15 protein-coding genes are annotated in these 16,292 nt (G+C 66.7%); 14 read left to right on the top strand and 1 reads right to left on the bottom strand.

The window, feature by feature from the left end; all coding sequences use genetic code 11:
- The 9 genes from DNK49_RS24075 to DNK49_RS05340 form a co-directional block, all read left to right on the top strand.
- Window positions 1-242 (top strand): hypothetical protein (locus DNK49_RS24075; protein WP_165843271.1); only part of this gene is annotated, 242 nt, incomplete at its 5' end.
- A gap of 312 nt (window positions 243-554) precedes the next feature.
- A complete protein-coding gene (locus tag DNK49_RS05375; RefSeq protein WP_110523289.1) occupies window positions 555-1,820 on the top strand; it encodes a hypothetical protein in 1,266 nt (421 codons plus the stop codon).
- Complete coding sequence (locus DNK49_RS05370; protein ID WP_110523288.1) at window positions 1,817-2,065, top strand: hypothetical protein; 249 nt, start codon at window positions 1,817-1,819, stop codon at window positions 2,063-2,065. Before DNK49_RS05375 ends, DNK49_RS05370 begins: the two co-directional genes overlap by 4 nt.
- A 7-nt stretch (window positions 2,066-2,072) precedes the next feature.
- Window positions 2,073-3,095: a DUF2169 family type VI secretion system accessory protein gene (locus tag DNK49_RS05365; RefSeq protein ID WP_110523287.1), complete on the top strand. Its 1,023-nt coding sequence runs from the start codon at window positions 2,073-2,075 to the stop codon at window positions 3,093-3,095.
- Window positions 3,092-4,183 (top strand): beta-ketoacyl synthase, encoded by a 1,092-nt coding sequence (locus DNK49_RS05360; RefSeq protein ID WP_110523286.1) that lies wholly within the window; start codon window positions 3,092-3,094, stop codon window positions 4,181-4,183. The genes DNK49_RS05365 and DNK49_RS05360 overlap by 4 nt, the downstream gene beginning before the upstream one ends.
- 1 nt (window position 4,184) lies before the next feature.
- Window positions 4,185-5,273: a DUF4150 domain-containing protein gene (locus DNK49_RS05355; protein WP_110523285.1), complete on the top strand. Its 1,089-nt coding sequence runs from the start codon at window positions 4,185-4,187 to the stop codon at window positions 5,271-5,273.
- Window positions 5,273-6,298, top strand: coding sequence for a type VI immunity family protein (locus DNK49_RS05350; RefSeq protein WP_110523284.1), 1,026 nt, complete (start codon window positions 5,273-5,275; stop codon window positions 6,296-6,298). The genes DNK49_RS05355 and DNK49_RS05350 overlap by 1 nt, the downstream gene beginning before the upstream one ends.
- A complete protein-coding gene (locus tag DNK49_RS05345; RefSeq protein ID WP_207806890.1) occupies window positions 6,277-7,302 on the top strand; it encodes a type VI immunity family protein in 1,026 nt (341 codons plus the stop codon). The genes DNK49_RS05350 and DNK49_RS05345 overlap by 22 nt, the downstream gene beginning before the upstream one ends.
- Entirely contained in the window at window positions 7,281-7,490 is a 210-nt protein-coding gene (locus tag DNK49_RS05340; RefSeq protein ID WP_133255090.1) for a hypothetical protein, read from the top strand. Before DNK49_RS05345 ends, DNK49_RS05340 begins: the two co-directional genes overlap by 22 nt.
- A 39-nt stretch (window positions 7,491-7,529) precedes the next feature.
- On the opposite strand, the gene DNK49_RS05335 is transcribed toward DNK49_RS05340, so the two are convergent.
- The gene (locus tag DNK49_RS05335) at window positions 7,530-8,192 is read right to left on the bottom strand and encodes a TetR/AcrR family transcriptional regulator (protein ID WP_110523282.1); all 663 of its coding nucleotides are present in this window, start codon (window positions 8,190-8,192) and stop codon (window positions 7,530-7,532) included.
- A gap of 231 nt (window positions 8,193-8,423) precedes the next feature.
- Between DNK49_RS05335 and DNK49_RS05330 the strand changes: the two genes are divergently transcribed.
- The 5 genes from DNK49_RS05330 (at window position 8,424) to chrA (ending at window position 16,177) form a co-directional block, all read left to right on the top strand.
- Window positions 8,424-9,839 carry an efflux transporter outer membrane subunit gene (locus tag DNK49_RS05330; RefSeq protein ID WP_110523317.1) on the top strand — a complete coding sequence of 472 codons (1,416 nt, stop codon included), beginning with the start codon at window positions 8,424-8,426 and terminating at the stop codon, window positions 9,837-9,839.
- The gene (locus tag DNK49_RS05325; protein WP_110523281.1) at window positions 9,836-10,906 is read left to right on the top strand and encodes an HlyD family secretion protein; all 1,071 of its coding nucleotides are present in this window, start codon (window positions 9,836-9,838) and stop codon (window positions 10,904-10,906) included. Before DNK49_RS05330 ends, DNK49_RS05325 begins: the two co-directional genes overlap by 4 nt.
- Before the next feature lie 29 nt (window positions 10,907-10,935).
- The gene (rbbA, locus tag DNK49_RS05320; protein ID WP_110523316.1) at window positions 10,936-13,701 is read left to right on the top strand and encodes a ribosome-associated ATPase/putative transporter RbbA; all 2,766 of its coding nucleotides are present in this window, start codon (window positions 10,936-10,938) and stop codon (window positions 13,699-13,701) included.
- 15 nt (window positions 13,702-13,716) lie between these two features.
- Window positions 13,717-14,856 carry an ABC-2 transporter permease gene (locus DNK49_RS05315; RefSeq protein ID WP_110523280.1) on the top strand — a complete coding sequence of 380 codons (1,140 nt, stop codon included), beginning with the start codon at window positions 13,717-13,719 and terminating at the stop codon, window positions 14,854-14,856.
- 109 nt (window positions 14,857-14,965) lie between these two features.
- On the top strand, window positions 14,966-16,177 hold the full coding sequence (chrA, locus tag DNK49_RS05310; protein WP_110523279.1) for a chromate efflux transporter: 1,212 nt from the start codon (window positions 14,966-14,968) through the stop codon (window positions 16,175-16,177).
- The last annotated feature ends 115 nt before the right edge of the window (window positions 16,178-16,292 follow it).

Below are 16,292 nucleotides of genomic sequence, written 5' to 3'. Positions count from 1 at the left end.
GCGCGCACGGCGCGGACGACGATACCGTGCGCCGCGTGCTCAAGTGGTACGACGAAGAAGTGCTGCTACCCCAGCCCTACCGCCAGATCGACGACTGGATACACGACGGGATCCCCTTCAACGAAGCGATGTTGCGCGACATCGGTGCCGACGACGACCAGATAAAAAGCGCACTCGACTGGCAGCAGAGGATGCAGTTGCCCCCGAACGAACGCTGGAAACAGCCCCCATCGACCCGGTGATGCGTCCCGTCCGCCCCCTAGGTGTACTGCGAGAGTGGGCGCTACCTCATCCCCAGCGATGAACCCGCGACACTCGATCGGTCTTCGAGTCCCCCCGGATAACCGACAACTCAACTCGACAAAGCTTCGCTGAGTGCGACGGAGAACATCTCCGCGTCGGCTCGCCCGGCCTAGAACATCGACATATTCAGACAACTCGAATATCATTTTCATATCCCAGACAAACCAACCGATCTTGATGAACCCTCCCCTGATCGCAGAGTTGTACGCGGTCGAGTTCGAAGCCAACGCAACTCATCGGCACTGACTGAAATGTCGATCAGCCAGAGCACCTACGAACCGCTCACAGAGCAGTTCCTCGAACGGCTGGGATTCGACTGGCGCCGCCGCACCCGCCTGCTCGCAGATCTGGAAGCCAATCTGGCCACGCTAGGCGAGCGCGAGCACGGCATGTGGTATGCGGTAGACGGCTTGCGTCACCTCGGCGAGCCGGGCCTGCGAACCAGTCGAACGCGTTTGTCCGAAGAGCTCGATGCACGCAGTCTCTTCGCTCTCGTCATACAAGCCTGCGTCGTGCGTGACACACACCGTTTCGCCACCTGCGCGGCTATGGCGGAGGCGCTACCGCATCTGCGCAGCGCATTCATCTCTGCCCTTGACTGGGTTACGCCCGCAGACGTTCAGGTGGCCTCGAGCCACACACAAGCCCCCACCGAGATGAGCCGTCTGGTGCGCTTGCGTCTGCGCACGCACGCACGATTCGACATAGCGACACATCCGGCCCCCGATGCTCAGTCGCCCGAGGGGTTGCGCCTACTGCTGCGTGCCGCGCGCCTGTGCAACCGACCCGACTGGGTCCCCGTTCGCGCACTTACCCACATCGCATCCGATACGCGGACTTTGCGCGCGCTGTGTCGACATCAACTCCTGTTCGGGAGTGAGGCTGAGCGAGACGCAGTGCTCGAACAGCACTTCGAGCGGGCATTGGAACCGGGTATCGACGGCGAGCGCTGGAGCGCGCTGTTCGCAGCCGAACCCGGCACCCGCGGACGGCGCTTCTTGCGGGCACTGTATGAGCGGACCGGGAGCGATCGCCGCATGCTGATCGCGCTAGGCTGGCATGGCAGCGTCCAAAGCGTACCCCACCTGGTCACACTGCTCGAGAACCCAACCCACGCACGCACCGCCGCACACGTACTGACAATGATCACCGGCGCCGTCCCCGACCGTGACGGCTGGCTGGCGCCGGCCCCACCTGCGGGCCTGCTCCGTGACCCGGCACGACCCAAGCCCGACCCGGACCGCGATCTGCCATGGCCTGAGCACAGGGGCTTTGTGAACTGGTGGGCGCAGCATCGGACATCGTTCGACAGCGAGCAGCCATATCTGCTGGGGCAGCCCCGCACCCCTCACAAGCTGCTGACCTTGCTCAGACATGCCCCGCTGAACTGGCGGGCCGCGGCCGCATGGATGCTCCAGCGCCACACCCCCGGCTGTGCACTCGACACCACCGCACCCGCTTCCATGCAGTACGCCACGCTTGCCCGACTCGACCCCGACCTGGAGCCCACATCATGAACGAAACCCTCGAGATCGACCTTGATCAGCTTACCGCGTCCCACACCAGAACGAAGGCAAATAACCCCCCCCTGGAGCCGCCGGCCGAACTCGAACTCACCGCCACACAACGTATCGTGCTTCGCTGTGGAAAATCCAGCCTCACCCTATACCCCAACGGCAAGATCGTGCTGCGCGGCCAGTACATCCTGAGCGAGGCCGATGACGTCAACCGGATCGCCGGCGGACGCATCGAGCTGAACTGACCTACACATGTGGCAACTGGACAACCGCAGCCCCTTCGCCGCCGCCGGTAGCTGGATCCGCGACCCGGAGGGACGCGAGATCTGGATCGTCGCGGTCAAGGCCACCTATGACATCGATCCGCGCGGGCGCACCCGACCGGCCGACCTGCAACCCCCGGTCGCCCACGGACCGGTGACCGACGACAACGGAACCCTGGTGACCGAAACCGACCTTGGCCCGGCCAAGCTCGCCACCGATGTCATCCTCCTCGGTCACGCCCATGCACCCGCCGCCAAACCCGTGACCACGCTCGACATCGGCTTTCGGGTCGGTGAGTTGATCCGCGAGGCACGCGTCTTCGGCAACCGCCGTTGGGTACGCAGCCTGGCATGGGTCAAGCCGAGCCCGCCCGAGCCCTTCGAACGCATGCCCCTCACCTGGAGCCGCGCCTTCGGCGGTCTCGATCCGAAGACCGGAGAAGCCTTGCCCAACCCAGACGGCTGCGGCGTAGTCAGCGACGGGGCTGCGTGCGCACTACCCAATGTGGAGCATCACATCCAGCGCCTCAAGCTACCCTGGGACCGCCCGCCCGCGGTCGGCTTCGGCCCCGTACCCCGCCACTGGCCAGCACGCATGCGCTACGCTGGCACCTATGACGAGGCCTGGCGGCGTAGTCGGCATCCCTTGCTGCCAGCCGATCTCGATCCGCGCCACTGGCAGACCGCACCGCCCGAGCAGCAATACCCGGGCCGGTTGCGCGGCGGTGAACCGGTCGGGCTGATCCACCTCACGCCGCCTGGGTTCGGGCACGAGGGTTTGTTGCAGTTCCCCCTGCCCAAGCTCTCGCTCGGCTTCGAGACCTGGTTCTATGACGGCACCCGCCAGCGCAGTCGCAGCACCATCCACACGGTCATTCTCGAACCCGACTACCCGCGGGTGAGCATCGTCCATCACATGGCGCTGCCCTGCCATCCCAAGGTGAACCTGCTCGATCGCACCATCATTACCGTCAAGCATCGCCCACTCGACCAACCGGAGCCACAGCAATGAGTGCACCGCCTGGGGGCTGGGCCCCATTGTCGGTGCTGGCAGCAGGCTGCGTCTTCCCGTCCGGCCCTTCGCTCGCACTGGCCGAGGTGGCGGTGCGCGCATCGCTGTGCCTCACGCGTCGCCACCCTTGCTACGTCGATCGCTGCGGCCACCCGGTGCGCTGCTCGGTGTTTCCCACCCAACCCGAGCCCCTGCGCCGCTGGTTCGAACTGGCAGACGCCGCGCTGTTCGATCTTGCCACCCATCTGCCCGAGACGGTGCTTCCTCACCTGCGCGAGCGTGCCATTGCGCTGTGGCTGGTGCTGCCCGACGCAGACCGCCCGGGGCTGCCGCCAGCACTCATCACCCGCCTGGTTCAAGCGCTTGAGCCCAACTGGGCCCAGATCGAGGTGGTGACCGGTACCCACGCGGCCACCGCCATCGCCATCACCTCGGCCGGCATCTGGATCGAACAGCGGCACCGGCCCGCACTCGTGCTCGCAATCGACTCTCCGCACGCGGCCGACACCCTGGCCGGGCTCGAAGCACGCGGCCTTGTGCACGGCGCCCGTACCCCGTACCGGGGCCTTGCGCGCGCCAATCCTTATGGTCGCATTCCGGGCGAGGCCGCCGCCGCATTGCTGCTCGGACCTCGCGGAGGGACACCAGCGTGGTGCCATCTAGCCGGGCTGGGCACCGCCGCCGAGCCGCTCACCTTCGACACCGAGGGGCCCTGCGTGGGGGCTGGGCTCAGCGCCGCGGCCCACGCCGCCCTTGAGGCTGCCGGGCCCGCCGGGACCCGCATCGGCCACCTCATCCACGACGCCAACGGCGAACCCTACCGGGCCGACGAATTCGGCTTCACCGCACTGCGCCTGGCCGAGCACCTTGCCCCCGGCTGGCGCCGCACCACCCCCGCGCTCGCCAGCGGCGACCTGATGAGCGCGAGCCTGGCCACCCACCTGGCCATCGCCGCCTGGCAACTGCGCACCGACCCCGCTCCCCCCCTCCGTCACGGCACGACCCCGGACCGCAACACCCTCGTCCTCGCCAGCAGCGACGAGCCCCTGCGCGCAGCCCTCGTCCTGACTCCCGCACAGGAAGCCTGAGATGCCTGTCACCATCAACGTCAACGGTCTCACCCTCGCCCACAAAGGCAGCCAGGGCTGGGTACACAACACCCTGCCCGACGTGTGCAAAACCCCGAGCAAAGGCAAACCCATCCCCTACCAGAACGAGGCCTACTCCAAAGACCTCGCCAAGGGCACCACCTCGGTCTTCGCCGACGGCGGCAACATGATCGCCAACCTCGGCTCCGAGTTCGCCGTCTCCGTCTTCGACGAACCCGGCTCCATGGGCGGCATCCTCTCCGGCACCCACATGGCCGAGGCCGACTGGATCACCCATTCCTTCGACGTCTTCTTCGAGGGCAAACCCGCCTGCCGGCTCACCGACAAAATGTTCATGAATCATCGCAATACGGTGAGCTTGTGCGGCGAGCAACAGGGCTTTCTCAGCGAATCGGAATTCCACGACTGGCTGTGCACGATGGCCTGTGAATGCTGGAACGCCCACAAAACCGATGGCCCCGAACCACTCAGCAAAGGCCAGACCTTTCAGAACTGCCTTAACAAGAAAATCGAGGCCGAATGCTATGACAATGGCTATCCAAAAGATGACGCAAATGTCTGGCGAGAAGTACCATTCGACCGTGGTAGCGGTTGGGACATGATCGAAAGCGGAACGCACCAAGGAAAACCGACCGCAAACGTCATCCGCGGCAACAGCCGGCGTCCAGACCTTGTCCAGTTCGGTAAGGACGGGATGTCGAAGATATTCGATGTCAAGTTCCCGACCGATCCGACCGGAAATGGGAAGTTGGGTGGGGAGCGAGAACGTGAATACCGGGAAATCGCCGAGAAGCACACAGGTGATCCCGAAAACTTCAAGGAGTTCAATATAGCTGACGAATGCGGTGGCTGCGGGGACCCCAATCTGCAGGAAGCCACCGAACTTGCGCCTGTGGACGTCACCGCCAAAGCGGAGGCCAGTGCTGGCGATTACGCCCTGCTCGTCGGTCTGGGGCTTGCCACAATCGCGCTTGCGTTGATCCCCTTCGATGGTCCGCTTGGTGAAGGCGCCGCCGGCGCCGGTTTCCTCGGCCAAGCCGCACGCATGGGAATCAAGTTTGGATTCTGATGGACGAACTTCAAGGAAAAGATATGCCGCTCAACACAGAAGACATCCTCGCCTGCGAAGGTCATCCCACCCTGCTCGACCGCCTCGCTATCGCCACCCCTCGCGGCCAGCTCATGGCCATGTTCGGACTTGGCGCAGAGCTCTATGTCGCCCCCTATGACCGCAAACAATTGCGTCTGGACATGCTCGACGTGCAGGAGGACTACTACCTACGGTTCAAGGATCAAATCGACCGATGTCGCTTTCCCTCCAAAAAACAGCCCGACGGCCAGATCATCAAACTGACGGGCGAGAGTCCGTTTCCGGCAATCCGGGACGCGATGGGCGATTGGCCTTCTGATCGAGGCTATGCTAATGAGCTCCTCAGGCGTTACGTCCACCCGGACTATCCCCGGGACGCTGGCAGGATCACCCCGTGGGAAAGCAACTTCCTGGTAGCAGCTGAACGGAACAATGAACTTTCGTTTTTCACAAATCACCTCCCAATCGGAGACGCGCAAGAAGGACTGCATTTCGACACGCTACGCGAATGCGTGCTCGCCTGGGCCACGCGGCTGAAGCCCGCACACGGACAGGCCGGATTCTCCGTCATCCTTGAGGTCGGCTCCATCAGCGGCCAACCCTACACCTACGCCACATTGCAACGTCATCCAGGCCTGGACATCCATGCTCCCGTTCCCTTCGTCATGGAAACCAAGGGCATCTTCAACCGCATCAAATGCGTCAACTGGCTCACTGTGCTCGGCGAGCCCATCCTCGAAGAACTTGGCGGCATTGAAGCCGCGCGGCGCGCGCTCGAACCAGACTGCACCCTGTATCCCTATCCCGGGGGCCTCCTCATCCAGGCCGGCCCCCTGCCCCAGCTTGGCGACACCCATCGCGGACTCATCCCCGAACGTTACCGCAAGGTCGCCCAGTTCACCCGGACCGTGCGATTCGAGGCGTATCGAAGCTCGCTGTTCAGGGTATTCGAGCCCATGGTCGGACGTGAAGAAGCTGTCAAATGGGTTCGCCGCTTCGACTGAACATGCCTGTCATCCCGCCAACAGACCTCCTCGCCTGCGAAGGTCATCCCTCCCTGCTCGACCGACTCGCTATCGCCACCCCTCGCGGCCAGCTCAAGGCCATGTTCGGACTTGGCGCAGAGCTCTATGTCGCCCCCTATGACCGCAAACAATTGCGTCTGGACATGCTCGACGTGCAGGAGGACTACTACCTACGGTTCAAGGATCACATCGACCGATACTTGGTTGATGATGTCTCAGGTGACGGAAAAATATTGAAACTGACAGGCAATCCCATTCCTGAAGTACGTAATCTCATCGGCGATTGGCCCTCGGATCAAGGCTACCAAAGCGTTTTGTTCAAACGTTATGTACACCCTGATTTTCCTCGTAATGGTGGCACGGTGACGCCTTGGGTCGGCTCGTTTCTCGTCTCGTCCGCACGAAACAACAGGTTCTCCCACTACGCCAGTTACCTCCCCGTTAGCAATGGCCAAGGGGGCCTTCATTTCGACACCCTACGCGAATGCGTGCTCGCCTGGGCCACTCGACTGAAGCCCGCACACGGACAGGCCGGATTCTCCGTCATCCTTGAGGTCGGCTCCATCAGCGGCCAACCCTACACCTACGCCACATTGCAACGTCATCCAGGCCTGGACATCCATGCTCCCGTTCCCTTCGTCATGGAAACCAAGGGCATCTTCAACCGCATCAAATGCGTCAACTGGCTCACCGTACTCGGCGAGCCCATCCTCGAAGAACTTGGCGGCATTGAAGCCGCGCGGCGCGCGCTCGAACCAGACTGCACCCTGTATCCCTATCCGGGGGGCCTCCTCATCCAGGCCGGCCCCCTGCCCCAGCTTGGCGACACCCATCGCGGACTCATCCCCGAACGTTACCGCAAGGTCGCCCAGTTCACCCGGACCGTGCGATTCGAGGCGTATTCTCAGTCAGGTCTGTTTGGCGTTTTTAAACCTCTTGAAGAACGCGATGAGGTGCTGAAATGGATCACTCGCTTCGACTGAACATGCCTGTCATCCCGCCAACAGACCTCCTCGCCTGCGAAGGTCATCCCTCCCTGCTCGACCGCCTCGCTATCGCCACCCCTCGCGGCCAGCTCATGGCCATGTTCGGACTTGGCGCAGAGCGCTATGTCGCCCCCTATGACCGCAAACAATTGCGTATCGATGTGTCGCTGGTGATTGCCGACTGAGGTCGGTTTCGGTGGTGACGGGCGGCATCGCCGCAGTCATCACCCCGCCCCCACCTGCCGCAGCACACACTGACAAAACGCGTCCCGCAGGCGCGGCAGGTCATAGTCGGTGTTGCCCAGGCGTGACACGGTGGCCAGCGACGAGATCAGCAGGGCGATGGAGCCGGTCATGGCCATGTGGGCGATGACCGGGTCGATGGGGCCGAGCGCGCCGGCCTGCATCGCCTCGGACCACAGCGGGGCGTAAAGCGCCAGGCTGGGCTTGAGCAGGCGGTCCTCGACATACTGGGCGCGTGCACTCTCCTGGGTCAGTTCGCGCAGGATCAGGCGGGCAAACTGCTGGTGGGCGGCGATCTGGTCGAACAGGTGCTCGACACCGGCGCGCAAACGCTGGTCGATGTCGATGCCGGGTGCGTACAGCCGCGCGGCCAGCGGCTCGCGATCGGCTTCGATGCGGGCGGCCACGGTGTCGACAATGGCTTGCCACAGTTCGAGCTTGGAGCCGAAATAGTGCGCCACCATCGACACATCGCACGCGGCGCCTGCTGCCACCTTGCGCAGGCTGGTGGCGTCATACCCCCCGGTGGCAAAAGCCTGCAGCGCCGCATCGAGCAGGCGCTGGCGACAATCAGAGTCGCGACCGCGCGGCCGGCCGGGGCTGCGGCTGGATTCAGTGGCGGCTGGGGCGGGCGTCTTGGGCACGGCGGGATGGCGGCGGGGCGCAGCAAGGGTGACGGTGCTGCGGTTGTATCACGCGGGCCAGGCAGGCTCAACGCGGCCCCCGCCAGCACTTGATCAAGATCAGACAGCGTGCGATCCGCGACGCACACGGCGGCTGACTGGCCTAGAATATTTCCAACATCTGTTGAAATAGTCGGAACGGATGTGCCCTGGCTGAACCCGACCTGGCTGAACCCGCTTACGGACACCGCCATGATGCGTCATCGCTTTTTGCTGATCGGACTGGTCTCGGCATTGGCCGGCTGCACCACCACGCCGCCGCCGGCGCCGGTCACCGACCTGCCGCCACAGTACGCGGCCACCACTGAGGGTGCCGCGACCCCGCTTGCCGACCCGGCCCTGCCGGCACTGCACGCCATGTTTCCCGACCCGCGCCTGCAGGCCAGCCTTGCCGCGGCGCTGGCGCACAACCGCAACCTGCGGCTGGCGCTGGCACGCGTGGCCGAGGCGGCAGCGCTGTACGACATCCAGACCGCCGCCGCACGCCCCGGGGTCGAGCTGGGCGCCAGCGGCACGCGCAGCCGCACCCCGGCCGACCTGACCGTCAGCGGACGCACCACAGTGGCCGGGCAATACCGTGCCGGCGTCAATCTGCTGGCCTACGAGATCGATTTCTGGGGCCGGGTGCGCAGCCTGAACGAGGCCGCGCTGGCACAGTACCTGGCCACCGACGAAGCCCGCCGGGCGTTCGAAACCACGCTGATCGCGCAAGTTGCCAACACCTACCTGCTGGCGCGAGAGCTGGACGAGCGCATTGCGCTGGCGCAACAGACCCTGGCCAGCCGCGAGGAATCCTTCCGCATCATGCGCCGGCGGGTGGAAGTCGGCGTCAATAGCGAGCTGGAACAACGCCAGGTCGAAACCCTGCTGCTGGCCACCCGCAGCGAGCTGGCCGCGCTGCAGCGCCAGGCGGCGCAGGCCGACACCCTGCTGACCCAGCTGACCGGCCACGCACCGCTGGCCGCCCCGCCGCCACGCCCCCTGACCGGACAAGGGCTGGACGCGGAGATCGCCCCGGGCCTGCCGGCCGCGCTACTCACCCGCCGCCCGGACATCCGCGCGGCCGAACAGCGACTGGCGGCGGCACAGGCCAATGTGCATGCGGCACGCGCGGCGTTCTTTCCCAACATTGTGCTGACGGCCTCCGGCGGCACCGCCAGTGCCGGGCTGGACGGCCTGTTTCAGGCGGGCAGCGGCAGCTGGAGCTTTACCCCCAGCCTGCGCATGCCCCTGTTTGACGGCGGCCGCACGCGGGCCAACCTGAACCTGGCCGAAGCCCGCCAGATTGCCGCGGTGGCGGATTACGAAGCCACCGTACAGACCGCCTTCCGCGAAGTGGCCGATGCCCTGGCCAGCCGCCACTGGCTGAGCCGCCAGCTGGCCGAGCAGGACGCACTGCTGCGCGCCGAATCCGAACGCGCCCGCCTGGCCAGCCTGCGCTACGAGCGCGGCGCCAGCAGCTACCTGGATGTGCTGGACGCACAGCGTGCCCAGTTTGCCGCCGAGCAGGCACGGGTACAGCTGCTGCGCGCCGGCATGAGCGCCACCGTCGAGCTTTACAAGGCGCTGGGCGGCGGCCCCCAGCCTGACTCCGAGGAGATGCAATGAACCCCCGAACCCAGACCTGGCTCAGCCGCAGCGCGCTTGTCGCAGGCGTGGTCGTGGCCGGTATCGTGATATGGACCTTTGCCCGCCCGGCGGCCGTCGATGAGGGCTTTGTGCAGGGCAATGGCCGCATCGAGGCCACCGAGGTCGACGTCGCGGCCAAGGCGGCCGGCCGGGTGGCCGACATCCTGGTAAACGAGGGCGACTTCGTGAAACCGGGCGCGGTGATCGCCCACCTGGACACCCAGACCCTGGCCGCCCGCCTTGCCCAGGCCCAGGCTCAGGCCGCCAGTGCCCGCGCAGCCCGCGAAAGCGCGCTGGCCTTCGTTGCCCAGCGCCGTGCCGATGCGGTGATGGCCGAGGCGGTGCTGACCCAGCGCCGCACCGAACTCGAGGTCGCCCGCCGCACCAGCGCACGCTCGCAGACCCTGCTGGCCGACCGTGCCACCTCCGAGCAGCAGGTGGATGACGACCGCGCCCGCGCGCGCAATGCCGAAGCCATGGTGGCGGTGGCCCAGGCCCAGATCAGTGCCGCCCGCGCCGCCATCACCGCGGCCGAAGCCCAGGTGGCGCAGGCCGCCGCCGGGGTCGAGGCCGCGCAGGCCAGCGTGGCCCAGCTGCAGGCCGAGCTGGACGATGCCACGCTGACCGCGCCGCGCGGTGGCCGCGTGCAATACCGCATCGTGCAGCCGGGCGAGGTGGTGGGGGCGGGCGGCAAGATCGTCAGCCTGATCGACATCGGTGATGTGTACATGACCTTCTTCCTGCCCGAGATGGCGGCCGGCCGGGTGGCGCTGGGCAGCGAGGTGCGCATCGTGCTCGACGCTGCGCGCAATCTGGTGATTCCGGCACAGGTGTCGTACGTGGCCAGCGTCGCCCAGTTCACCCCGAAGACGGTGGAAACCCAGAACGAGCGCCAGAAGATGGTGTTCCGGGTCAAGGCGCGCATCGACCCCGAACTGCTGCAGCGCTACCCCGAACACGTCAAGACCGGCCTGCCCGGCATCGCCCATGTGCGACTCGACGCCAGCCGCGCCTGGCCCGATGCGCTGCAGACGAGGCTGCCGTGACACACCCCGTCCAGACCCCGCCGCCGGCCATGCCGGCCCCCGCCATCGTGGCCCGCCTGAGCGGGCTGCAGCACCGCTATGGCGCGGTGGCGGCGGCCGATGGCGTGGATCTGGAGATTCCCGCCGGCTGCATGGTGGGTTTCATCGGCCCGGACGGGGTGGGCAAATCCACCTGGCTGGGGCTGATTGCCGGTGCCCGCCGCATCCAGCAGGGCCGGGTGGAGGTGCTGGGCGGCGACATGGCCGACCGCCACCACCGCCATGCGGTCTGCCCCCGCATCGCCTACATGCCGCAGGGCCTGGGCAAGAACCTGTACCCCACGCTGTCGGTGTTCGAAAACATCGACTTCTTTGGCCGCCTGTTCGGCCAGTCGCGCGCCGAGCGGGCGCAGCGTATCGACACCCTGCTGGCCGCCACCGGCATGTCCGCCTTTGCCGAGCGGCCGGCCAACAAGCTGTCGGGCGGCATGAAGCAGAAGCTGGGGCTGTGCTGCGCGCTGATCCACGACCCCGACCTGCTGATCCTGGACGAACCCACCACCGGCGTCGATCCGCTGTCGCGCCGCCAGTTCTGGGAGCTGATCGCGCGCATCCGTGCCGAGCGCCCCGGCATGAGCGTGCTGGTGGCCACCGCCTACATGGAAGAGGCCGAGCAGTACGACTGGCTGGTGGCGGTCGACAGCGGCCGCGTGCTGGCCACCGGCAGCCCGGCCGAGCTGCGTGCCCGGACCGGCACCACCACGCTGGAAGCCGCCTTTCTCGCGCTGCTGCCGGAAAGCCGCCGCCAGGGCCACCACGCCCTCGACATACCAGCACTTACCAGCGGCGAGGTGGTGATCGAGGCCCGTGGCCTGCAGATGCGCTTTGGCGATTTTGTGGCAGTGGACGATGTCAGCCTGCAGGTTCGCCGCGGCGAGATCTTCGGCTTTCTGGGCTCCAACGGCTGCGGCAAATCGACCACGATGAAGATGCTCACCGGCCTGCTGCCGCCCACCCGGGGCGAGGCCAGGTTGCTGGGCGAAGTGCTGGATGCGCGCAACATCGACACCCGCCGGCGGGTGGGCTACATGTCGCAGGCGTTCTCGCTGTATGGCGAACTGCCGGTGCGTGCCAACCTGGAACTGCATGCCCGCCTGTTCGACCTGTCGGCCGCCGACGGCGCGGCGCGCATCGACGAGCTGGCACGCCGCTTCGACCTGCTGCCGGTCATGGACACCAAGCCCGACGCGCTGCCGCTGGGCCTGCGCCAACGCCTGCAGCTGGCGGTGGCGGTGCTGCACCGGCCAGACGTGCTGATCCTGGACGAGCCCACTTCGGGCGTGGACCCGGTGGCGCGCGATGCCTTCTGGCAATTGATCATCGATCTGTCGCGCGACGAGGGGGTGACCATCTTCATCACCACCCACTTCATGAACGAGGCCCAGCGCTGCGACCGCATCTCGCTGATGCATGCCGGCCGTATCCTGGCCAGCGACACGCCGGACGCACTGGTGGCCGCCTGCGGCTGCAGCAGCCTGGAAGACGCCTTCATCCACCACCTGGAAGCGGCCGGTGGCGGCCGCCAGCCTCCCCACCAGCCGACTTACCAAGCGACTCACCAAGCGGCTCACCAGCCCACCCCCGGCCCATCCGCCACAGGCGTGCAGCCGGCCGCCACGACACGCGCGCCGGCCTTCAGCCTGGGCCGTTTGCTGAGCTTTTCCGCGCGGGAGGCAGTGGAGCTGCGCCGCGACCCGATCCGGCTGACGCTGGCGATGCTGGGCAGCATCGTGCTGATGATCGTGATGGGCTACGGCATCAACATGGACATCGAGCGCCTGAGCTACGCCCTGCTCGACCGCGACCAGACCCAGGCCAGCCAAAGCTATGCGCTGCGGATTGCCGGATCGCGCTATTTCGCCGAGCAGCCGCCGCTGGCCAGCCATGGCGAACTGGACGCCCGCATGCAGGCCGGCACCCTGACCATGGCAGTGGAGATTCCGCCCGGCTTCGGCCGCGACCTGGCGCGCGGCACCCCCACCCGGATCTCGGTGTGGGTGGATGGTTCGATGCCGATGCGCGCCGAACTGGCACGCGCCTACGTCGGCGGCCTGCACGCGCAAACGCTGGCCGAAGCCGCCACCGCCGCCACCGGCAACGCGCCGGCCAGCGCCGCAAGCATCGAGGTGCGCTACCGCTACAACCCCGAGTTGCGCAGCCTGGTGTCGATGGTGCCGCTGATGATTCCGCTGATGCTGGTGTTCATTCCGTCGATGCTGACCGCGCTGGGCGTGGTGCGCGAGAAGGAGCTGGGCTCCATCCTCAACGTCTACACCACGCCGGTGACGCGGCTGGAGTTCCTGCTGGGCAAGCAACTGCCCTACATCGGCCTGTCGCTGCTCAACTTCGTGCTGATGTTCGGGCTGGCGCTGACCTTGTTCCAGGTGCCGTTCAAGGGCAGCCTGCCCACGCTGCTGCTGGGTGCCACGCTGTACGTCACCGCCACCACCGGGCTGGGCCTGCTGGTGTCGACGATGACCAGCAGCCAGGTGGCGGCCATTGCCGGCACCGCGATCGGCACCCTGCTGCCGGCCATCCAGTTTTCCGGCCTGATGGATCCGGTGTCTTCGCTCGAAGGTGCGGGGGCGCTGATCGGCGCGGTGTATCCGACCAGCCATTTCTTCACCATCAGCAGCGGCACCTTCTCCAAGGCGCTGGGCTTTGCCGACCTGGGCGGCTCGCTGCTGCCGCTGCTGCTGGCGATTCCGGTGCTGAACCTGGCCTCGGCCGCACTGCTGCAAAAGCAGGCGCGCTGACCTAGGAGACAGCCCATGGCACGCTCGACGACCCTGCTGCGCAATACCTGGACGCTGGGACTGAAGGAATTCCGCAGTCTGGGCGGCGACGTGGCGATGATGGTGCTGATCGTGTTCATGTTTACCGCGTCGATCTACGCCGACGCCCGCGCGCGCCCGGAAACCCTGCAGCGTGCCTCGATCGCGGTGGTGGACGAAGATGCCTCGCAGCTATCCACCCGCATCGTCGCCGCACTGCACCCGCCGCAGTTCATTGATCCGGAGCTGATCAGTCTGGCCGACATCGACAAGGGCCTGGATGCCGGTCGCCACACCTTTGTGCTCGACATTCCGCCCAACTTCCAGCGCGACGTGCTGGCCGGCCGCAGCCCGGCGCTGCAGCTCAACGTGGATGCCACCCGCCAGAGCCAGGCACAAACCGGCGCCGGCTACATCCAGAACATTGTCGGCGAGGAGATCCGCGACTTCGTGCAGCGCGGCCGGCCGGCGGCCACGCCGCAGGTGGAGCTGGTGACGCGGGCAATGTTCAACCCCAACCTGTCGGCGTCGTGGTTCACCGCGATCGCCTCGATCATCAACAACATCACCATGCTGGGCATCCTGCTGACCGGTGCGGCACTGATTCGCGAGCGCGAGCACGGCACGCTGGAGCACCTGCTGGTGATGCCGGTCACCCCGCTGGAGATCATGCTGTCCAAGGTGTGGTCGATGGGCGTGGTGGTGCTGGTGGCGTCGGCGTTTTCGCTGCAGGTGGTGGTCAAGGGCCTGCTCGGGGTCAGCATTGCCGGCTCGGCGGTGCTGTTCGGTCTGTGCAGCCTGCTGTACCTGTTTGCCGCGGCCTCGATCGGCATCTTCATGGGCACGGTGGCGCGCAGCATGCCGCAGTTCGGGCTGATGTCCATCCTGGTGCTGCTGCCGCTGCAGATCCTGTCCGGCTCGATGACGCCGCGCGAGAGCATGCCGGAGATCATCCAGGGGCTGATGTCGCTCGCCCCCACCACCCATTTCGTGGCGCTGGCACAGTCCATCCTGTTCCGCGGCGCCGGGCTGGACATCGTGTGGCCGCAACTGCTGATGATGATAGCCATCGGTGCAGCCTTCTTCATGCTCGCGCTGCACCGGTTGCGCAGCACGATCGGGCAGATGCAGTCGTGAGCCGGTGTGGCCCCATGCGGCCCCACCCGGCGCGGCTGAATGGCGGGGCACGGCTTCGGACTGTCACCTTGCTTCGCTATCATGTGCCGACCCTCAACAGGATCGCCCCATGTCTGCGCCCGCCTCTCAGCCGACCCCAGCCACCGCTGCCGACCACAGTCCGTGGGCGGTCTTCCTGATCTTCCTGCGCCTGGGGCTGACGTCCTTCGGCGGGCCGATTGCGCATCTGGCCTACTTCCGTGACGAGTTCGTCAACCGTCGGCGCTGGCTGTCCGAGCGCAGCTATGCCGACCTGGTGGCGCTGTGCCAGTTCCTGCCCGGTCCGGCCAGCAGTCAGGTGGGCCTGGCGCTTGGGCTGTCGCGGGCGGGTTATTCCGGCGCGCTGGCGGCCTGGGCCGGGTTCACCCTGCCGTCGGCCATCGCCTTGATCGTGCTGGCCATCGGCATCGGCAGCCAGGGCGACGCCCTGCCCGCGGGTCTGCTGCAGGGCTTGAAGGTGGTGGCGGTGGCGGTGGTGGCACAAGCGGTGTGGGGCATGGGCCGCAGCCTGTGCCCGGACGCGCCGCGGCTGAGCCTGATGGCGGTGGCAACCTGTGTGGTGCTGGCCGTACCCGGCGCGTGGACGCAGGTCGGCATCATCGTGGCGGCCGGGCTGATCGGGCTGGCCGCGTTCAAGCCCACCGACGACGGCCACCACGACGCCCTGACGATACCGGTGGGGCGCGCAGCGGCAGTGGTCTGCCTGGTGCTGTTCCTGGGCTTGCTGCTGGGCCTGCCGCTGGTGGCTGCCGCCCTGCCCGACGGCCCGCTGGCACAGATCGACGCCTTTTACCGTGCCGGCGCGCTGGTGTTTGGTGGCGGCCATGTGGTGCTGCCGCTGCTGCAGGCCGAGACGGTCGATGCCGGCTGGGTGGGCAAGGATGTGTTTCTGGCCGGCTACGGTGCGGCACAGGCGGTACCCGGCCCGCTGTTCACCTTTGCCGCCTTCCTGGGCGCGGCGATGACACCCGGCGGCTGGATCGGCGGCATGGTGTGTCTGCTGGCGATCTTTGCCCCGGCCTTCTTGCTGGTGGTGGCTTGCCTGCCGTTCTGGGAGGCCTTGCGCCGCAGCCCGCGCGTACGCGCTGCGCTGACCGGCATCAACGCGGCGGTGGTCGGCCTGCTGCTGGCGGCGCTGTACGACCCGGTGTGGACCAGCGCAATCCACCGCCCAGCGGATTTTGCCCTGGGCTTGCTGGCGCTGGTGGCACTGATGGCCTGGAAAGTGCCGCCCTGGCTGGTGGTGCTGGGCTGCGCGGCAGGCGGCTGGTTGCTGGCCTGAGCGGATGGACCCGGGGAGACGGACCTGGGGTGATGGCCCCGGGGACACTCCCCCCCGGGGCCACGCGGGACGGACGCGACGCAGCCGGTGCGGATGAAGCGGGCTACACTGACGC

The organism is Parazoarcus communis SWub3 = DSM 12120 (assembly GCF_003226565.1).
GTDB classification, from domain to species: domain Bacteria; phylum Pseudomonadota; class Gammaproteobacteria; order Burkholderiales; family Rhodocyclaceae; genus Parazoarcus; species Parazoarcus communis.
This window is presented reverse-complemented; position numbering and strand designations above follow the sequence as displayed.